The 21,264-nt window shown below is 51.2% G+C and carries 11 protein-coding genes; 5 read left to right on the forward strand and 6 right to left on the reverse strand.

Annotated elements, in window-relative coordinates:
• Window positions 1-134 precede the first annotated feature (134 nt).
• The 5 genes from dnaA to DKK66_RS06950 all read left to right on the forward strand — a co-directional run bounded on the left by dnaA (window position 135) and on the right by DKK66_RS06950 (window position 9,989).
• A complete protein-coding gene (gene dnaA / locus DKK66_RS06930; protein WP_045848140.1) occupies window positions 135-1,535 on the forward strand; it encodes a chromosomal replication initiator protein DnaA in 1,401 nt (466 codons plus the stop codon).
• A gap of 52 nt (window positions 1,536-1,587) precedes the next feature.
• A complete protein-coding gene (gene dnaN, locus DKK66_RS06935; protein ID WP_045848141.1) occupies window positions 1,588-2,694 on the forward strand; it encodes a DNA polymerase III subunit beta in 1,107 nt (368 codons plus the stop codon).
• Between the two features lie 135 nt (window positions 2,695-2,829).
• Window positions 2,830-5,220 carry a DNA topoisomerase (ATP-hydrolyzing) subunit B gene (gyrB, locus tag DKK66_RS06940; protein ID WP_062786708.1) on the forward strand — a complete coding sequence of 797 codons (2,391 nt, stop codon included), beginning with the start codon at window positions 2,830-2,832 and terminating at the stop codon, window positions 5,218-5,220.
• A 408-nt stretch (window positions 5,221-5,628) separates the two neighbouring features.
• On the forward strand, window positions 5,629-7,992 hold the full coding sequence (locus DKK66_RS06945) for an ATP-binding protein (protein ID WP_045848143.1): 2,364 nt from the start codon (window positions 5,629-5,631) through the stop codon (window positions 7,990-7,992).
• Window positions 7,989-9,989: a hypothetical protein gene (locus DKK66_RS06950; RefSeq protein WP_197077236.1), complete on the forward strand. Its 2,001-nt coding sequence runs from the start codon at window positions 7,989-7,991 to the stop codon at window positions 9,987-9,989. Before DKK66_RS06945 ends, DKK66_RS06950 begins: the two co-directional genes overlap by 4 nt.
• 226 nt (window positions 9,990-10,215) lie before the next feature.
• Here DKK66_RS06950 and DKK66_RS06955 read toward each other — a convergent pair whose 3' ends face one another.
• The 6 genes from DKK66_RS06955 to DKK66_RS06980 all read right to left on the reverse strand — a co-directional run bounded on the left by DKK66_RS06955 (window position 10,216) and on the right by DKK66_RS06980 (window position 21,212).
• Window positions 10,216-11,058 carry a phosphoadenosine phosphosulfate reductase family protein gene (locus tag DKK66_RS06955; RefSeq protein ID WP_045848144.1) on the reverse strand — a complete coding sequence of 281 codons (843 nt, stop codon included), beginning with the start codon at window positions 11,056-11,058 and terminating at the stop codon, window positions 10,216-10,218.
• Complete coding sequence (locus DKK66_RS06960; RefSeq protein WP_242673582.1) at window positions 11,051-14,236, reverse strand: ATP-binding protein; 3,186 nt, start codon at window positions 14,234-14,236, stop codon at window positions 11,051-11,053. Before DKK66_RS06960 ends, DKK66_RS06955 begins: the two co-directional genes overlap by 8 nt.
• Window positions 14,237-14,378: 142 nt before the next feature.
• Entirely contained in the window at window positions 14,379-15,296 is a 918-nt protein-coding gene (locus tag DKK66_RS06965; RefSeq protein ID WP_207389857.1) for a DUF4007 family protein, read from the reverse strand.
• A gap of 539 nt (window positions 15,297-15,835) precedes the next feature.
• On the reverse strand, window positions 15,836-16,786 hold the full coding sequence (locus DKK66_RS06970) for a glycoside hydrolase family 75 protein (RefSeq protein ID WP_165494114.1): 951 nt from the start codon (window positions 16,784-16,786) through the stop codon (window positions 15,836-15,838).
• Between the two features lie 188 nt (window positions 16,787-16,974).
• Window positions 16,975-20,766, reverse strand: a complete 3,792-nt coding sequence (locus DKK66_RS06975) for a calcium-binding protein (protein WP_131356565.1) — start codon at window positions 20,764-20,766, stop codon at window positions 16,975-16,977.
• Entirely contained in the window at window positions 20,754-21,212 is a 459-nt protein-coding gene (locus tag DKK66_RS06980; protein ID WP_131356568.1) for a hypothetical protein, read from the reverse strand. Before DKK66_RS06980 ends, DKK66_RS06975 begins: the two co-directional genes overlap by 13 nt.
• Between the last annotated feature and the right edge of the window lie 52 nt (window positions 21,213-21,264).

Genomic DNA, 21,264 nt, shown 5'->3' on the forward strand with positions numbered 1-21,264 from the left:
GCATGAACACATGCCAGGGCTGCACCCGCGCCGGACATAGCCGTCCGGCCATCCCACAGGGTGGCAACCATGGCTCCTCCCGCCGCAACGCATATCGTCAACGGCGGGTTTTTGCTTTTACTTGCGTGTACTTAATGACCGAACTGGATCAATTCTGGCCTGCCTGCCTCGCACGCCTCGAGGCCGAACTGTCTTCACAGCAGTTCAATACCTGGATCAAGCCGCTGGCGGCCGAAGCCAACGAAGAAGGCATTGCGCTGTTTGCACCCAACCGTTTCATCATGCAATTCATCAAGGATCGCTTCCTTGGTCGCATTGAAGAACTGGCGGTAGAACTGGTGGGCGAAGCCCCGGTCGAGTTGCGCCTGGGCGCGCCCAGCAGCAAGCCGCTGGCGGTGCCCACTGCGGTCAGCAACAGTGCGCGCAAGCCCGCACCGGCCCCCGCCACCAGCAACGATACCCCCAGCCCGGCCAAACAGGCGGCGGTGAAAGCCATTGGCGGCAGCCACGAAAGCACCCGGCTCAACCCCTCGTTTACCTTTGACACACTGGTAACCGGTAAGGGTAACCAGCTGGCGCGTGCCGCGGCCATGCAGATTGCCGAGAATCCGGGCGACCAGGCTTACAACCCGCTGTTTGTCTACGGTGGCGTGGGCCTGGGTAAAACCCACTTGATTCAGGCCATTGGCAACCACGTGTTCCAGAAGAACCCGCAAGCCAAAATCCGCTACATCCACGCCGAACGCTACGTGGCCGACATCATGCGCGCCTACCAGCACAAGGCATTTGACGAATTCAAGCGTTACTATCACTCGCTGGATTTGCTGCTGATTGACGACATCCAGTTCTTTGCCGGCAAGAACCGCACGCAGGAAGAATTCTTCTACGCTTTCAACGCGCTGATTGAAGGCGGCAAGCAAGTCATCATGACCTGCGACACCTACCCCAAGCAGATAGAAGGGATGGAAGAGCGGCTGATTTCGCGCTTCTCCTGGGGCCTGACGGTGGAAATCCAGCCGCCGGAACTGGAAATGCGCGTGGCCATTCTGATGAAGAAGGCCGAAGCCGACAGCATCAAGCTGGACCACCCGGTGGCGTTTTTCATTGCCCAGAACGTGCGCTCCAACGTGCGCGAACTGGAAGGCGCGCTCAAACGCGTGGTGGCCTATGCCCGCTTTACCAACCAGAGCATCTCGCTGGACCTGGTAAAAGAAGCACTGAAAGACATTCTGGCCGCCGGCAACCGCCAGGTGACCGTGGACGCCATCCAGAAAACCGTGGCCGAGTACTACAAGATCAAGCTGTCCGACATGCACAGCAAAAAGCGCAGCCGTGACATTGCCCGGCCGCGTCAGGTGGCCATGGCGCTGGCCAAGGAGCTGACCCAGCTCTCGCTGCCCAATATCGGCGATGCCTTTGGCGGCCGCGACCACACCACCGTGCTGCATGCCTGCAAGACCATTGCCGAAATGCGTGGTAATGACGCCGATATGGCGCACGATTACGATACGTTGCTCTCCATGCTGCGTAACTGATTATGTTGATTCAACCGATAACTGACTCTGGACACATTCGGGAGCCCGAAACATGCTGATCCTGCAAGCCGAACGCGATGCCCTTCTCAAGCCCCTGCTGGCCGTGACCGGTATTGTCGAACGCCGCCACACCCTGCCGATTCTTTCCAATGTACTGATTGAAAAGAAAGGCGGACAGGTAGGCTTCCTGGCGACTGATCTGGAAATCCAGATCACCACCGCCAGCGCCGACGAACTGCCGGGCGAAGACTTCCGCCTGACCACATCGGCCAAGAAGCTGCAGGACATCCTGCGTGCCATCCCGGACAAAACCACCGTCACGCTGGAACAACTGGACGGCCGCCTCACCCTGAAAGCCGGCAAAAGCCGCTTCAACCTGCAAACCCTGCCGGCGGAAGACTTCCCGCTGCTGTCGGTTGGCAATGCCAGCGAATCCAGCTTCAGCCTGAGCCAGCGCGAACTCAAGCGCCTGATTTCCCAGGTGCAATTTGCCATGGCGGTGCAGGACATCCGTTACTACCTCAACGGCCTGCTGATGCAAACCGACGGCAACCAGGTAAAGCTGATTGCCACCGACGGCCACCGCCTGGCCTTTGCCAGCGCCGACGTGGAAGCCACCCTGCCCAAGGCCGAAGTCATCCTGCCGCGCAAGACCATCCTGGAGCTGTACAAGCTGCTGCAGGACAGCGACGAGCTGATCAACATCGAAGTGCTGGCCAACCAGGTACGCTTCAGCTTTGGCTCCACCGTCATCATCAGCAAGGTTGTCGACGGCAAGTTCCCCGACTACAACCGCGTGATTCCGCTGGATAACGACAAGATCTTCCTGATCGAACGTCTGTCTTTCCTGCACGCGCTGCAACGTGCCGCCATTCTGGCCAACGAAAAATTCCGTGGTGTGCGACTGGTACTGGCACCGGGCAAGATGTCCATCCTGTGTACCAACAGCGAACAGGAAGAAGCCGAAGAAGAACTGGAAATCGCCTACCAGGGCGGCGAGCTGGAAATCGGCTTCAACATCAACTACCTGCTGGACGTGCTGACCAACCTGCCAGCCGACACCCTGCAAATGGCGTTTGGCGATGCCAACCGCAGCACGCTGGTCACCATTCCGGACTACAGCAACTTCAAGTACATCGTGATGCCGATGCGCATCTGATACAGCAGCAACACAGTCGGCAGTGACTGCGGCCACCGGCAGCAGTTTTCGAGATTTTGAGCATGAGCAGCAAAGGGAGGTACAGCGGACGGGATGTTCCCCGCCGCGCCCTCCCCCAGCGCAGGAAAGAAGCGGATGAGCGAACAGGAATACGGCGCGGATAGCATTAAAGTCCTCAAGGGTCTGGATGCGGTACGCAAACGCCCCGGCATGTACATTGGCGATACCTCGGACGGCACCGGTCTGCACCACATGGTGTTTGAAGTGCTGGACAACGCCATTGACGAAGCCCTGGCCGGCCATGCCGACACCATCAAGGTCATCATCAACCCCGACAACTCCATCACCGTATCGGACAACGGCCGGGGCATCCCCACCGACATCCACCCGGAAGAAGGACGTTCGGCGGCCGAAGTGATCATGACCATCCTGCACGCCGGCGGCAAATTCGACAGCAACAGCTACAAGATTTCCGGCGGCCTGCACGGCGTGGGCGTCTCCGTGGTGAATGCGCTGTCCGACTGGCTGAAGCTGAAAATCTGGCGTGACGGCAAGGTGCACGAAATGGAATTCCGCCGTGGCGACGCCGTGGCCCCGCTCACCGTTACCGGCCACAGCAACCACCGCGGCACCGAAGTCACCTTCCGCGCCAGCGAAGAAACCTTCGGCCTGGTGGAATACCACTTCGACATCCTGGCCAAGCGCATCCGCGAACTGTCCTTCCTCAACCAGGGCGTGGGCATCACCCTCATCGACAAACGCACCGGCAAGGAAGAAAACTTCGCCTTCTCCGGCGGCGTGGCCGGTTTCGTGGAATACATGAACCGCAACAAGAGCGTGCTGCACCCCAAGGTGTTCCACGGTTTTGGCGAAAAAGACGGCATGAGCGTGGAAGTGGCCATGCAATGGAACGACTCCTATCAGGAAAGCGTCCAGTGCTTCACCAACAACATCCCGCAACGTGACGGCGGCACCCACATGACCGCCCTGCGTCAGGTGATGACCCGCACGCTCAACCAGTACATCGAAGAAAACGAAGTCGCCAAAAAGGCCAAGGTGGACACCACCGGCGACGACATGCGCGAAGGCCTTACCTGCGTACTGTCCGTCAAGCTGCCCGACCCCAAGTTCTCCAGCCAGACCAAGGACAAGCTGGTCTCCAGCGAAATCGGCCCGGTAGTCAACGAAGTCATCAGCGAAGCACTGAAAAGCTATTTGCTGGAAAACCCCAACGACGCCAAAACCATCTGCGGCAAGATCGTCGACGCCGCCCGCGCCCGTGAAGCTGCGCGCAAGGCCCGCGAAATCACCCGCCGCAAAGGCGTGATGGACGGCCTGGGCCTGCCCGGCAAACTGGCCGACTGCCAGGAAAAAGACCCCAAGCTGTGCGAACTGTACCTGGTCGAGGGTGACTCCGCCGGCGGCTCCGCCAAGCAAGGCCGCGACCGCAAATTCCAGGCCATCCTGCCCTTGAAAGGCAAGATTCTCAACGTGGAACGCGCCCGCTTCGACAAGATGCTGCAAAGCCAGGAAGTGGCCACCCTGATTACCGCCATGGGCTGCGGCATTGGCAAGGACGAATACAACCCGGACAAACTGCGCTACCACCGCATCATCATCATGACCGATGCCGACGTGGACGGCGCGCACATCCGCACCCTGCTGCTCACCTTCTTCTACCGCCAGATGCACGAACTGGTAGAGCGCGGCCACATCTACATTGCCCAGCCGCCGCTGTACAAGGCCAAGCACGGCAAGCAAGAGCGCTACCTGAAGGACGACTACGAGCTGAACCAGTACCTGCTGCAACTGGCACTGGAAAAAGCCGAACTCATCCCCGGTACCGACGCCCCGGCCCTGGCCGGTGACACCCTGGCCGAAGTGGCCCGCCAGTTCCTGGTGGCCCGCGCCGTCATCGAACGCGAAAGCCGCGTCATCGACCCGCTGGTGCTGGAAGCCATGCTGAAATCCGGCCGCCTGTCACTGGAAAGCGAACACGCCTCCAACGACACCATCGCCCGCCTGCGCGCACTGGTACCGGCGGAAGCCATCACGCTGGACCTGCTGCACGACGAAAAGAACGACGGCCACCTGATCAAGATCACCCGCAAACTGCACGGCAACGTGCTGGTCACCGTGCTGGACCAGGACTTCCTGGAAAGCGGCGACTACGCCGAACTGGCCAAAACCGGCGACCTGCTCAGCGGCCTGCTGCGTGACGGCGCCACCGTACGCCGTGGCGAAACGGTGAAACCGATCAGCGAATTCGGCCAGGCACTGGACTGGCTGCTGGCCGAAGTGAAAAAGGGCATGAACATCCAGCGCTACAAAGGCCTGGGCGAGATGAACCCGGAACAGCTGTGGGAAACCACCATGGACCCCAATGTGCGCCGCCTGCTGAAGGTACGCATTGAAGACGTGATGGGCGCGGACGACGTGTTCACCACCCTGATGGGCGACGAAGTAGAACCCCGCCGCGCCTTTATCGAAGGCAATGCCCTGATTGCACGGAATATTGATGTGTAAGGGTGTAGGATCCCATGAATATCTAGATTTTTCCCACTATTCTAGATTTTTGGGATTCTGCTCTCTGTACTCCGCTTAGCAAATGGCCTCCAGGTTTGGAGGCCATTTTTTCGTTCATGCCCTTCCGCGGACTAGATAACTGCTTGGTTGTGAGCTCTCGGGCTCAAGACCTTTCTACAACGTATTTCATTTGGCCTTGAGATACCGTTACTTGGTAAAATATTCATATGTCACCACGGCGGGCAATTTTCCCTTCAGCAAGTAGGGAACAAGGGGCCCACATGCTCTGACACCATACTTACCCCACAATGGCATCCCTGCAGCGTAGCTTCACGTTTGCAGGGGTAAACACGAAAGTTCTAAATCGAAAGTCATGGCTATCAATCATCTCATGGCTGGGAAAATTATATGACTGAACGCAGACGCGGAAGGCAACCATTTCGGATAGCAGCTCGTGCAATGCGCCAACTTGGGGCTGAGTTGATTACATCCGACGAGATGGCGCTCTATGAACTAATAAAGAATGGCTTTGATGCTCGGTCTCCTAGAACTGTTGTATCAATCTCTGCTCCCGCAGATGCCTCAGCCGTAGCACTTATTCGGGAACAACTTGCGACGGGAAAAATTTCCACCGGAATTGCACTGGAAAGGCTGGAGAAGACACTATCATCGGATCTTGATCTTGAGCAGCGAGCCCAAGTACTCAGCAGGTTTAAGGAACACGCTTCAACAAGTACCGTACTTCATGACTATCTCGACACGTTCATTCGCGATGGGTTCTGGATCGAGGTAAAGGATACCGGATCGGGCATGTCTGCGGACGATCTCCACGACAAGTTTATGCTTGTAGGTACTCCAAATAGGCTAGATGAGAAATCGAGTAGTGAGCGAACCATTCTTGGAGAAAAGGGAATCGGTCGTCTATCGATGATGAAGTTGGGAGAGGTCGCACGTGTCCATTCGAAAGTCGAGGGCTCTACCATTTGGAGTTCCATCCAATTCGATTGGAAAAAGTTCGATGAACCAGGTGCGGAGCTAGGTCAGGTTTTCTTCGAGGTATCACCTGGTGCTGCGGAATCTCCAGAGGTACATGGGACGGTGATCCGGATCACGGAGCTTCTCGCTCATTGGTCGGCAGCAAAAGTAAATGAATTTCTCAATAAATACGTTCGTCGGCTGCAGGATCCATTTGCCAAGCCTCGACGACCTTATCCTATCGACGTTTTTCTCAACGGACATAGGTTGCCTATTGTACCGATTCCTTCGTGGCTGCTCGATGTGGCTCAGTTTCAGTGCATCATTTCTTACACGCCGAGTGCAACTGACGTAGATACAGTAGCCCTGCGCCGAGAAGTTATGTGGAAAGGGAGTGAAACCTCTGAAACCCGAACCTGGACGCTCAATGAGCTTGCAGCAATAACAGGTGTACCAATAGAAACATGCCGTAAACTGGGGCCATTTAACGCATCGTGTTATTGGTTCAATCGATCCCTGATTGTGGGAACTGTTGAGCATACAAAGTCGAAAATGTTAGCTGAGCTAAATGTGTGGTGTGGTGGATTCGCAGTTTATCGTGATGGTTTTCGGGTAGGCCAGACTGGCGGGATGGAAGATGACTGGTTGGAGTGGGATGGTAAAGCATTGAAAACTAAGGGATTTATGTTAAATCGCTACCAAACAGTCGGTACGATCAGCATAACTTCCCACGGAAATCCCAGACTAATCGATGCTGCTAATCGAGAGCGATTAGTTTCCTGTTCAGAACAGAACCTTTTAGTTTCTCTTTTTGGCGATGTTATCGTTAAGGATTTGCGATCACATATAGATGCGATAAAACAAGTTGAGGTTAAAAAAGCAATTGAAGAGGAGTCGGCAGAAGAAAGTCTTAAACGTTCGGAAGACTCCCTAAAAAGCACATTGACAGCTGTTGAAGAAATTGCAAAATCTGTTCCTCATGAGGTGCAGCCGAAAGTTGAAGGTATCAGACGTGCCCTTCAAGATCAGGTTGAGTACGTAGAGACGATCAAAAATGCTCTCAAGCTCGCTCGCGAGACTCGGGTTGAACTGCTGGAGTTAGCAAATATCGGTCTTGTCGTAGAGATTGTTGTGCATGAACTCACTCGGCTTACCCAAAGCACGGGTGACCTGTTAGTTGATTTACGAAAGACGAGCACAGAAAATACCCCGCTTGTTAGTCTCATTGACAACCTTCAATCTCAGATAAAAGCGACAAGTAAAAGAATAAGCTCCGTAGATGTTCTCAGTCCATCAGGGCGAAATCGCAAAGATCGTTATGACGTGGTAGCGCAACTGAAAACTATTGTTGGGGGTTTTGAAGCTAGGTTTCGGCGTCATTCTATTCAATGCGAGGTGTTGGTCGATGGTGCTCCGGCAATGGAGCAGAAATTCGAGGCTTATCTCGTTCGTGGCTTAATCGCTCAAGTTCTTGAGAACTTACTGACAAACTCGATTTATTGGGTTCAGCAGGGGCAAAAGCGTGGTGAGGCATTTAGGCGAATTGTTATAGAGCTTGATACGAGTTCAAGTACAGTTTTAGTGACAGACAATGGTCCAGGAATCGATCCTTCACATGCCGAAGCAATATTCCGGCCTTACTTCAGCATGAGGAAGCGAGGTAAAGGGCTTGGGCTTTATATTGCTCGCGAGCTTGTGGAATATCACGGTGGCAAGCTGTATATGGATGCTAGTGGTGAAGAGGATGGCAGGATTCGGACGTTTGTACTTGAATTGCCCCGAGAGGAGAAAAAGTGATCGAGCACGATATGGTTGGTAGAGAGGAAAACGGTCAAGAAGCTGCTGTAGCTGCTACCAATGAGCATGATGTTTCACCCAAAACGATACTTGTTGTTGATGACGAGCTGTTCCAACTACGGAGAGCCCATGTCCATCATGTAGCCACAAGTTTCTATGACACGATCGCTGACACTACGGACCCTATCTTTAGCAATCTCTGGGATGTAGCGAAGGCTATCCCTGGATTAGGTGCAGGTAGTTGGGACGAGGAACAAGCTGCTCAATATTTGTCTAGTGATGCTGCAGTTTCCTTAGTCCTTCTTTCTGTGCAATTTAAGCAGTTAGCAGGGGCCCCGCTTAAACAATTGCTTACTCCGTTTACGGCAAGGGCCGAGAGAGTTGGTAGGCTCAAACAGTTATTTCAAAGTGCCTTTCCAAGCCCAGAGTTTGACCTTCAGTTCGTTTCACCGCCAAGACCAAGCCTCGAACGTATTACCCATTGCGCCGCGGTTTTCCTTGACCTGTTCTTGGAACATGGGGACGGATCCCCAGTCGAAGCTGTGCAGACATATCTCCAGCAGCTATCAAGGGATGCTGATAGAAGATTACTTCCACCACTTGTTCTGATGTCATCTCATCCAGAGTTAGAACAACATAAGTTGCGCTTTAGCGAGAAAGCTGGGATTAGTGCAGCGGGCCTTATGGTGCTTCCAAAAGCAATGTTAATGGAGCCTGAATTCGGAGCAACCGGATTAAACCTTGCATTCAAGCAGCTAGATCGGCAGAAGAGCGTTGCTCATGCCATGAGACTCTTCATTGGTTCATGGCTTACTGCATTAAATGAAGCGAAGGAAAAGACGGCTCAGACGCTTTGGAATCTTGATGCATCCGCTATGCAACAGATTCATTTGGCCTCGGTTCGTGATGACGATCCTTATGATGAACATCTCAACGAGTTGCTTAGTCGTGAACATCTATTTCATGTGGAAGCTAAACCAAGCGTCGCAGAGAGTGTCAGCGAGCTAGATAAGTGTTTTAGAGAGCTGTTAAGCCCTGAAGGGGAAGGCGAGATAGAAAACCGGCTTCTTGCTCCGATGACTGATATTGATACCTCTCGCGCTTTCATGTCGCATTTCACTTGGTTTGGCTCCCCACTTCCCGCGAATTTCCTCTCTAATGAGGGGGATGCAGCCTCACGGATTAGCCGTTCTCTGCCGTTTGGCAGCGTGCTATGCAACGGTGTGCTCTCACACGGTGGCAAGTGCCTTGTTCACATCACTCAGCAATGCGATCTGAATGCAATAAGCCGTAGTAAGAAAGCTTCTCGTACAGTTGTGTTTGCGGCTGCGGATATCATTGAACTACAAGCATCAGATAACCCAGTTGTGAAACCGAGTGATCTTGTTGCGAGAGGTCTACGGATCATGCAAGCGAACCAAGTTCGCGAATTTGACCTTCGTGTGAACTCTGGAGAGCTGATCGCGTTGCCACTTAGTGAGTTTCTGGACAAAACAAGGTCCGAGGGATGGAGTGTTGTTGGACGCCTGCGCAGCGATATCAGCAACCACATCGTGGCTGCAATCACGAACCAGATGTCTCGGCCTGCGTCGCAGAAGATGATCCGGCCAGCGCTGCTTCGAGCAAAGCTATTTCTGCAGTCCGCCTCCTTGGAGGGAGGGAAAGAGGCGCTGCTTGATAAGAGTTCTACCGCCACACGCAAACCAGCGAAGATTTTTTCATTGTCGTACGATGAAGGTAGATATAGCTTCCAAGATGGAGCCTGCATAGAGATTGCTCTTTGGCTTGTGCATCACTCTACTACTATTGGCTTGCAGCTGGATGCCGATGCGCTTTCTACAGAATTAAGTCGCGGCTGGCGATCACAGTCCGATTTACCTGGTCGGTTAAGAGTGAAAGCTAAGGAGTGCACTGGTTTGGATAAGGCGTTCCAAGTGGTCTTGAGTGGAGACATCAACGGTAACGGAGCACAATTGACGGTTGTTTATGAAACGTGATCGCCTCCCCTTTCTGGTCCGGATTGCTCGTATGGGTGTAAACGTCTGCTGACGCAGGATACGACGACACGAGCCAACAACCAGCGCTAGAAAATGCTGAAAATGGCCGGCTACCTTTCCCCTATTGGCAGTGCCAACTGAGGGGGAAAGGTAGCCGAAATTCGAGTCAGCACCGTAACTTAGGGAAGTCAGCACGCTGCTCTAGAAGTGTGCCGGCTTGATTATGTTACTTATGGCATATTAAACAAGCACCACCACCTTCATCCTCACCATAGATGTCGTCAATATCTTCAGGACATAGCTTCACTGGCCTGAGGGGGTTTATCGGGATGCTTTTACGAAGTCGTAGTCGACGAACTTCATATTCGGACTTGATTGCCTCTATTCGCTCTGGTTGCTCTAACTCACTTAGTGATTCGCCTTTTGACCAAGTGAAGGGGGAACCATGCTCAAGTGCATCTTTTTCCAGATCCTTTGCTGCCTTGAAGGCATCGGGGTGTCGCTCTTTGAGGCGTACCCACTCGATTTTTTGCTGAAAAAAACAGAACGTGCAACCACTGCGGGAACGCCACTCATAGTACTTTGGGTAGCCCACACCAGAGGATTCGAGGATGTCAATAATGCCTGATTTGTCGATGCCGGCCTCGCGAAATGGTAATTTCACAAAAAGATTATCCGCCTTCGCTGCGTAGCCTTCTCGGTAGTCCTCGTCGGCCCGAATGGCGACATAGGAAGTTACTTTGTCTCCAGCGGCAAGCCACGGTCGGACCCATTGCTCAAACGGAGCCAGCTTGAGCTTACGAGTACACCAACGTGTTTGGGCACTGGGCAGGAAGTGCTTGTACTCGCGGAGCCAGAACCCAAAATCGCGCCGTGGATTGAGCCTAGCGATTGGCTTACCCAAGTAGCCTTCGAGGCGTCCCAAGAACTCATATACTTCAGGCAACTCTTCGCCAGTGTCGGTGAAGAAGTAATCGATATCCAGCTCGGGATGGTGATCGCGCATATAAACGGCCAGTGCTGCACTGTCCTTGCCGCCAGATAATCCCAAAACGTGTCTTTCAGCCATTCGAATCCTCCTTGTCATTCGAAGCTAGCTTCATTCCGGCCTTAGCCAGGATTGCAAGTAGCACTTCGGTTCCAAAGCCTTGGCCTTCGAGTATCGAGGCGACCTGTTCTGCTTTAGTTTCCACAGTTTTACGGTAGCGCTCATCGATTGAAAAAGAACGAGAAATCACTTGGGTGTCTGAGCCTGTTCCAATTACTACAGCTATCGCCTCGCTATGAGCCTCCCTGCCTTGAACGGCGACGAAGGCCTCAAGCTCACGGAAACGACGAGCGAATTTAGCTAATTCTAAGTTGGCTGCATCGATGTGCCGGTCGACCCATTCACGCGGGGGCTTCTCGGCCGCAAGGCTTAGAATGCCTTCAAGCGATGTTCGACTTCCATCGAACCCTGAAAGACGCGTCGTGAAAGCATCAAGTCGCAGGTCACCCGAAATACCTGCAACTGCTTCTGCCCGCTTGCGCAGTGACTCCAAGTTCCCGGGGAACGCATCGAGTGCTTCGAGCATCTTGGTCTCAACACCCGCAAGCATCTTTCCATAGGCGGTAGCAAGTTCCTGCAGAGGCGCACGCAAGGCATTTACATAGGACACACCGTCATCTGCGTTTAACAACGACGTAAGATCAACGAACAAAACCTTGTGTGGATCACTTGCCTTTAAGAGCATATCCCGCATCGTTCTAGCGGTACTGCTAATGCGCTGTGTCCTGCGTACCCACTCAGGCAGATTAAAAACCATGGCCACAAGCCCACGAGCAGCTTCCAGTGGTTCTGTAGCTCCTGTACTCTCCCCAACCTCTGCTAACAGAGTCGCGATACCTTCAAGGATGCGACTTTTTTCATCATCGATAGCTACCCAGCGTAGCGAGAATCGACGTGGATCCTGCAGGCACTCATCTATGTCGGCATCAGTAAATTGTGGAACGAACATTCCATCTTTGTAGACTGCAACATTTGTCTTGTGGGCGAGCAGAAAGGCCGTCAAAAATATAGGCTGTACACCTTGCTTTAGCCCAAAGGGTGGTGCACTCCATAATTTGTAGATTGAATCTACCCTGACCTGAGTGTTGATATCAGAGAACAGGTTCCGAGTAGCTTTCCATAGGTTGGAAAACCCTTCTGCATAACCATTCTCCGGCTCCTGACAGCGCCAGCCCCCCTTTCCGTCATGCCGATGTAATTCTGTGCGCTTGAGTAGTGTTTCGTAGAGCCCTCGCTCCGCAGGGAAGCCTTCAAACCCCAAGGCTTCTCGACCTTCCGAGTTAACCATTGCATGGAGCAGGTCACGGCGAGCTTTCACGCTGTTGCTAGAAAGACTGTCACGGTTTACTAGTTCGCTCCATACGGGAGGACAAGAGCTGAAAAGAGTATCTGCGAGTTCGGAAGCTACTGGCGATAGCTTTGTGCCTAATTCGAGAACTTGGTTGCTGCCGTTATGCCAGGTTGACAATGAAACTGCGGCTTGGAGCTGGTCCTCTAGCTCGGAACGAGTGGCGGCCAAGCGCGCATAGACTTCACGGCGGGCAACAGCATCCCCGGAGAGTTCGTGGCGATCTTTGACTTGTTCTAAGGCAACTAGCTCTGAAGACAGCTCGGCAATGCGCGAATGATTTGTCGGGATACCTACCATTATTGGCCATGGACGCAGCCTTGAGCATTGTTGCGCACGATTGCGAGCATCATTCAGACTCATGTTGCGATTAGGTAGTGCTAGTACAAACATACCAAATTCACCCTTACTGGGTTGGTAGTTCGCAGCCAGCTTTTCAGCCTGATCAATACTACACAGCGATAATTCCATCCATCGCATCGAACCTGTTTTGTGGTAGTGGCGTTTGGCGACGACTGGATGTAGTCCGGTAAGTTGAAACAGGCGCTCAAAATCGATGCCTGCCGAGTTTGCTAGGGCTTGGGAGATTGCGGCATCGATGTCAAAGTCACTACCTTCAAATACTGACCAAGCGCCTGTGTAGCTTTTGTAGATTACAACTTTCAAAGCCGAGAGCTTTTGTAATGCAGCGTCAAGCTCTTCGCGGGTTTTGTTGTCGAAAAGCGTCCCTAGCACTACCGCATCAGCCGCTAGGCCTGAGCCATTGCGGAAGAGATCAATGATGGCAATGTTTTTGATCAGGGCGACCAGAAAGGGGTCTCCTGACTTCGCTTCGGCTCGCTCTACAGCCTCAACGGCTTGTGACCAGCGATGGCCATCAGGGGAGGCGAGGATTGCAGGCTCTAAGTTTGCCCGCAGGTAGTTCCAGTAATCTCCCGGCTGATACCAAGAGTCATGGCTAACAGAAGCCGAGTCCAAATAGGAGCGGAAACCATGTGGTTCGACTGATGATAGAAATCCGAAAGTGCTGCGTTCATTTTGGCCGAACTGTCGCTTGGAAATCGGGCCTAGCAGTGCTGCCATTGCTGGGTGTAGAGGCCAGCAAGCATAGAGTGCTTTCGCGAAATCTTGCCCTACTGTGGGGCGGCGGGAGCGGATGGCATCCGCGATAGATTTGGATGCGTCAAGCATCCGCTCTGGTCGTGCTTTGGTTTCGATTGCCCGGCCAATGAGCTCCACAACCTCGTCGCTGGCTGCAACGAAGGGAAGATCGATGAACCGTCCTTGGACTTTGGCCCAATCATCTTGGGTGTTGATGCCGAGTCGCACAGAATACTGAGCGAAAGATTGGTGTAGTACGCCCACCACTACCAAGCGACCTTCGGAGCGTGCAGCCGCCTCGGCGAGTTCTTGGAAGAAGTAGACGTCATCTCCAGAGCCCAATGCGGAGGCCTCTAGGAACTTGCCCATCTCATCAATGATGACTAAGACGCCATCTTGCGGCCGACTCTTTGCTTCTATGAGAAGTTCGGCAATGACGCTTTGAACACTTGGCTTGTTACGGTTATCGACGCTTTTGCCCTGAGCTCGCCGGATGGAGGCGCCAAGCTCCGTCACAACACTTCCACGACGACCTACCACTGGTACGAGCATCCAACCGGTATTAACAGGGAAGGCTTTGTCAAAGGCAGATGCGGAGCCCAAGCATAGGGCTTCGCGTGCAAGAGTCCGGATGGTTTGGTCAGGGTGCAGCGCGCTAGCTAATGCTACGGCAAGTGAAGATTTGCCCCCGCCGAAAGGTCCTGTCCATGTAAAACAGCGTTGATTGGTGTTGGCAAGCTGTTTACTCATGCCATCGACGATCGACGCTGCCGTTGCATGGCAAATGTAGCCGGTGAGTGCGTCGGCCCGGCCGATGTCAGCATCGAGTCGTATAGATCGCTGGTATTGGCGCGAGATTTGGACGATGTCCGATAGCACCTGTTCCTTCATGTCAGTCATAAGCACGCCTGATTAATTCTTTGTAGTCTTCTTTAGATAAGGGCTTACGGTGAACCTGGCGCAGGCCCGCTGAATCAGTCCAAGCGATCTTTCCGCCAGTGAAATCAGAGAGTCCTATCAGACGCTGAGCAATTGACTCTTCATCGAGCTTAAAAACCCGTCCAGGGGAGCCTTCTGCATAAGCAATAGTTTCAAAGGCTAGCGAGCTTTGCCCGTTGGCTTGGCGATCCCAGAAATCAACCAAGGCATATGCAAAGATGCCGTCATGTAAAGATGACTTAGGACCTCGGCGGAAGGAGTGTTGGCCTTTGTGAACTTCTTGTAGCAACCCCAACTCGCCAAGCAAGGGCTCTGCAAAGTCTTCAGGGGAACTTCCTGTTACGCGAGGGGCATAGCTTCGCAGGCATGTCTCTAAGTCGCGCGAAAGCGTTGAGGTTGAGAGCCTGTGTTTTGAGTCGATCTTTTGGGCGTATTGAGCCAAGGGTTTTTCGAGCTCTTGGCGGGTGAAGGTTGGGACTGTTACATGGTTGAATAACCAATACCAAGTGGTCGATCGGATACATTTTCCAGCTAGCTGCCAGTGCACGAGCCATGCCGTTGCTGGATTCTCTGCATACGGATCCAATCCGCCATCTCGAAGGATCTCGCTTGCAAGTTTGCTAAGTTTGAATTCATTTTGACCTGCTTCGATCATTAGGCCGCATGCTAGTGCCCAATGCTTGATAGAGGCCACCATGTTCTTGCCAACTCCAAAGGCTGCGATGGCGTCAGCGTCCGAAAAAGCAGCTTTCGGGATGGTTTCTCCACCGCAGGCACGATCAAAAGCTTTCTTAAGCCACATCTGCCGAAGCGGAAAGGTTTCGTGGCCAGAAAAGTGTACACGAACCCCAGAGTGTATTTGTGTCGTCATGCTTGGCATTATAAGGCAAACGTACACCAACTGGTGGATTCCACCAGTTAGGGCTACGTGGCTGTGTTCTTGCGCATGACCAAGCAATGAGTGGCGATGTTTCTCTGGTTTTGCGGTGGGTGTTTTACATAGGGATTCTATGTAATATATTGAAATAAAATGGATTTTCGTTTCATCGACACCGTCGAGAGGCTCTTCATGTCGTTTGGGAAGACGCTATTTCAACTGATCAGCAGGCTACCCACCTGGACGTCGATGCCTCAGCAGGATATGGGTCAATGGGGCTGTAGCTGACGTGACGTAAGCCTCTCCTGGTCTGTCCCGCTCTCCGCAGACACTAACTTAAGGTGGATAATCACCACAGAGCAGCAGTGTTCATGAACAAAACAAACGTACTTTCTCCGACTCCCTCCAGCGAGAGGCTATTGAACAGGTACTTGCCGAGACAGCATTGCGACATGTTGCCAATGCATTCGAGATTACCGAATCGCTTCTTAGTACTAACCTAATGAGGTGACATCTATCGACAAGATGGAGCATTACTGCTTCATTGCCTTCGCCGCGTCGAAACATGCTCTCATTCGCTCAACGCCACCCCAATTTTCAAAGAGCGGGCGAGCTGCAGTCTCAATTCGGTCTGCCGTTATGTATGGATCTTTTGTATCGCGTGTAGCAGGAAAGATAAGAATTGCCGTTGGCGGAGTCACCCAGGCATCCTTATAGGTAAACGGCGGTTTGCCACGGATTTCCCTATAGTTGATCGGCTCGCTCTTGCCCAATATTTTCCCGTTCAGCGCGAGTGATCCCTCCCCGAGTTCATCCTCAGGTCCCGAGTCCCCAACGACTGCATAAACAGGGACCGCTTGATCGGGGAGCATTGCGACAACTAGATCCCCAATCTTTGCACGACGGGTACCGAAGTTAGTCGAGTTCTTTGGAATGACCAAGGCAGGAACGTGTAGGGCATCGACATAACGACCAAGATCACAGACATCTGCTACTTTGGTTCTAGTCAGTGCAGTAGCAGACACCAAGTACCCGTCTACTTCCGGGCAGGGTTTGCCGTTCTTAAGAGGGATGATATCTGGCGAAATGCGCGTCTGCTTAAAGCCTTTAGCCGGCCACCCCTGACTAGCAACTTTTTGCGTCAACTGTCGTCGTGCAGCGAGGCCTGTCTTGTCAAGACCTGCACACTTATCGCTCATGGCATTGCAAAGGTTGTTCACCGCAGTCTTCTCACCCCAGAAGTCCGAAACGCTATATGATCTTCGAGTTCCGTCTGTATTAACGTTCAGACGATCCTGGAAGAATAGCGCAGTGGCGTCCTGCGTTTCGAGCACTGCAGTCTTCCCAGATACTATGCTCTTATCCTTCTGCCAGAAGGCCAGCCTCATATCGCAGGAAACTTGAGCACACGCCACAATTGGATAGCCTACGGTAATCCCAAGCACTGCGATTACAACAGTTGGTTTTGGCCAGCTTTTAGTCATATCCTTCCGCCCTATGCATATCGATGATAGAAGCATAGTGTATGAATGTCACTACCGCCTCAATGATTAGTGGTGCGATAGCAGGCTTTGTGGAGATTGAATAAAAAATTCACAATTCCTGTCATTAATAATATTTCCAACAAAAACGCCTATGACCTGATGGCCATAGGCGTTTATCCGATTAAACACTAATGCCAGCTCGAAGATATGATTGGCTGTAATGTATCTTGGTAGCTTTGAGTCAGGCTCGTCGTTCCTAGTGCTGGAGGACTGAACGCAGCCATCGCACTTACAAGAGCATTAACTTGACTGTTAGAAAGTGTCTTTCCATCTGCCGCAGATATGGTATCAACCTGATGATCACTACCACTGTACCAACCAGAAATATCCACCTGCGTGGATGTCCCAATTACATTTACAAGTAGGTCATTTCCTGATTTTTGAAACCACAATTCATTACTTTGTGCCGCTTCAAATACCACACTGCTATTATTTACACTTCCTCCAGTCGAATTCTGAATTGTGTCAGAACCAGCTCCCGATTGGATATGATAGAAATTTGCCCCAGCTGAACTACCGGTTATCAAATCATTACCGGTACCACTAAGGAATGTATCATTCCCAGTACCTCCATTCATAACATCATTTCCACCATTGCCGACAAATAGCTGATTACTTCCATGCCCATTGTAAATGCCATTACTGGCATCCACAGCTATAGTACTCTTTTTGATGAGATCAACGATATTGACTGATGATCCATCAGAGAACTTGATATCTGTTATTCCAGTATCACCGGACTTATTAAAGCGAGAGAAGTAATCAGGTAGTGTTATGCTATCTCCGTTAGAAAAGCCTAGTACTAAAGAGTCTCCGACACTATGGAGTTGCAAATCGCTCTGATTGTAACCATTAAGAATCAAGGTGTTGGGTGATATTGCCTTCGCTGTCCCGAACCCGTTAATGGTGTCATTAATGGTGTCAGCGCCGTCACCCTTTGAATATGAATACGTATCATGATTACCGATGCCTTGCAGCAGCTCATTCCCGATCCCAGCAACAAGCGTGTCATATGAACTTGGGAGTGAGAAAGTACCCGGACCAGACGCTGTAATCACCTGCCCTGGAATGACGTTCGGACTGTTCATCAGATCCGACCAGCTCATCTGTGTGCCATCTGCAAACTGGATGGCACTCAGGTTGGTATCTCCATTCCAGACCTGCATCCGCAGATAGTAGTCCTGCAGCAAAATGCTGTCGTCCGACGCGCCCGGAGGGCCGAAATGCAGTACCAGGCTATAGCCAGATTGCGACCACCACAGGTCACTGCGGTTATAGTCGGTCAGCTTCAGCACATTCTGGGAGGTTCTGGAGCCAGAACCAAACCCATTCACAGAGTCGGAAATACTGTCGGCCCCATCACCACGCGAGTAGATAAAGGTGTCGTTGTAGCTATTGCCAGTGAAAACCTCTCCCCCACCAATGCCGGCCACAATCGTACTGTTGCCGAAGTCGAGGCTGTAGGTTCCGCTGCCATTACCATGCATGACCCGGCCTTCGGCAATCAGCTCCGTAACCGATTTCTGGCTGCCGTCATCAAACTGAACGGTGGTGTAGTTTTGTGGGTTGATGAAGTAGTTGTTCAGCAGCACGCTGTCTCCACCAGCAAAGCTCAGCAACAACGAGTTACCACTGCGATGCAGCAGCAGGTCACTATCGTTGTAACCGGTCAGCTGCAAGACGCTGGTGGACTGGGCTGAGGTCAGGTTGATGGTGTCGTTGCCATCGCCTTTGGCATAGTCGAAGGTAATGTGCGCGCCACCATCCTGCAGCAGTTGGCCGCCACCAGTGCCGGCCACCATGGTGTCATTGCCGTTGGTGCCGTTGAAAGTGCCACTACCTGTTGCGATAACAAGGTTACCTTGCGTATTGCTATTCAGTAGTTCAAGAATCTGAGGAACACTATTATCGCTACTGCCTGCCGGCATAGAAGAAAGAATGCCATTGAAGTCACTAAGGACAGTATTCCACTGCCCGGATGCACTCAGTTGAGATACCCACTGTGTCAGCTTGCCGACTGGATTGTATCCAACAATATTTAGTACATCGCTTCCATATGCGACCAGTTCCAGCAAATCCTCGGTTGTCGATACTGGATTAGCCGTGAAGCTAGTGTTTAGCAAACTATCCAAAGCAGACGTACCCATCCCAATCAAGTTGCCACTCACATTTAAGGTAACAGCATCAAGATAAGGCTTCAGGCGAGTCTGCAGCAGAAGTCCTTGATAGACACTTTGCTCCAATGCCAAGTAACTCTGCTGCAAATTATTTATCTGTGTTTGTGTAACAGGAACGGTGAACCACGGTGTGAGCAGATAGTCTTTTTCTGAGGAAGAAGACTGCCCCATGTTAACCAAATTTGCTTGGTTATAGCCCCACAGCAGCTCTGATTTCTTTGGTTGATACATGGTTTGGCCATTAAAAATCTCCAGCACATTAACCATGTTAACCATATTACGGTAATCTGCAGTCCAGTCAGATGAATCACCTGGTGCATGTGTCGCGTTGGGATTGTTATACTTCTGTATTCCCTCAAAGGCATATTCATAACATGGGTCCATTATGCCCCAAGTGTTACGTTGCATCAGCCCCTTGAAACTACTAGTGCTCGACCATGCTTGCAGCAACCCGGGGAGCATGGCTATTTGCTCGTCTCGGGTGGAAAGCGAGCTGTACTGCTGTAACACATTTGCAAAACCACCTGAACTAGCTGCAGCAGTCTGGCTATCGTAGACTGCCCCACTACCTTTAATCTCCGGCAAATTGCTTAACGTAATTGGCTGACCTGCATTTGTTAGGACCAGATCCTTCTGAATTGCGGTCAGAATATCGCTTGAGGGGGCTACCAGATTTTGATAGAACGGGTTGCTAACCAGGTTTACATCACCAATCGTAGTTTGATGCCCATCCTGCCATGTTACTGTTGCGTAAGCAGATTCAACATTGACTTCATTCCCAATACCACCAGTATTAATCCAGCTATTTGTCTTATTTAGGGAAATATCGACAATACCCAATTGCTGCAATGTCATCATTTGACCTGCAGTCAAGTTCGGATTTGCTGAGCCCTCAGAAGGTGCACCAACCCAAATTCTCAAATTGGAAAATTCTGGATCACTGGTGTTGATATGGCCATCAGCATTACTATCCAGTGCGGAAAGTGCCTGAAACCCATCAACAGCATACTGCCCATTTGAGAGAACAGTCTGTGTACCCAAAAGCTGGGTTTCACTAGTAAGCGTTGATGCTCCTGTTGGATCGTAAACCAGCCAACCTGTTCCCTGCGCAATCCAACCAGTTGCAACTGTATTGCCAGATCCATTAACATCAAACATTACACCGGATTGGTCTGCGCCAATCGTGTGAATTCCTGAGCCAGTCAGATCAATTGCAAGAGGATCTGCTCCGCTACTAAATAATGTTTTGGAAAAATTACTATTTACCAATGCACTTATAAACGGAATATTTTGCGTCGGCAGAACAGTAAAATGCCACCCCATTGATTTTGGATTTATATTACCAGCCTTCAATGACATCCATGTAAATGATATGCAATTGTTTGCCAGCCCATTGTAACCTCCGCCGCCCGAAAAAATATTCGCAATATCATCACCCCACCAATATCCAGTTTGATTTTCAGTTTGATCCTGAGCATATTGGGCAAAATCATTTATTTCATGATACTGATCATCGGTTATATCTATTTCTTTGCTGTACCCAGGACTTATGTAATTACTATCATCATCATTTTCTACCTTTCCGTAATCGACTGGTTTCCCAGAGTCAGCCGGCTCAAACCCCCATGACTTAGCATTTCCATTTGAATCAATTAAGGTGTACCACATGTGACCAGTTTTAGAACTACCACCAGTCTGAAGAGGATTTCCTATGGACGCTATATGTACAATTATTTTTGCCATTTAAATAAATTCCTTATTAGAATTTTCCACAATTTAAAAAATATATAAATAACAAAATTAAAAAACAAATACGTAACAAATACACCCAACGCATAGATGAGCGCATCCATACTTATACTGTTTCTTTGCAACGTATACAAAAGACTACCCCAAATGCAAATTACGATAACTAAAATCTTATCTCCAGATAATGCATTGATAATTAAAGCCGATGGCACTATGATCCAAAAATCAAAATAAATAAGGAAGAAATATATAACATCACCAAATGCATTATGCATAATTTCAAGAAAGCGCCCCTCCATCCCGCTAGAGGCAAGAAATATTTTCGCAATCGAGAGCATAATAACAACTAAAATAGCAGCCAAACTTACTGCATTTGGCTTAGATGAAGCCCACTTGGACATACACCATGCAGATGATTTTGAGTACAGAATTGATTTCACGCCCATCCCCATTAATATCTTCCTGAAACAGGTTGCACAAATTGAAAATTAC

It is taken from the genome of Aquitalea sp. USM4 (assembly GCF_004328945.1).
GTDB classification, from domain to species: Bacteria; Pseudomonadota; Gammaproteobacteria; order Burkholderiales; family Chromobacteriaceae; genus Aquitalea; species Aquitalea pelogenes.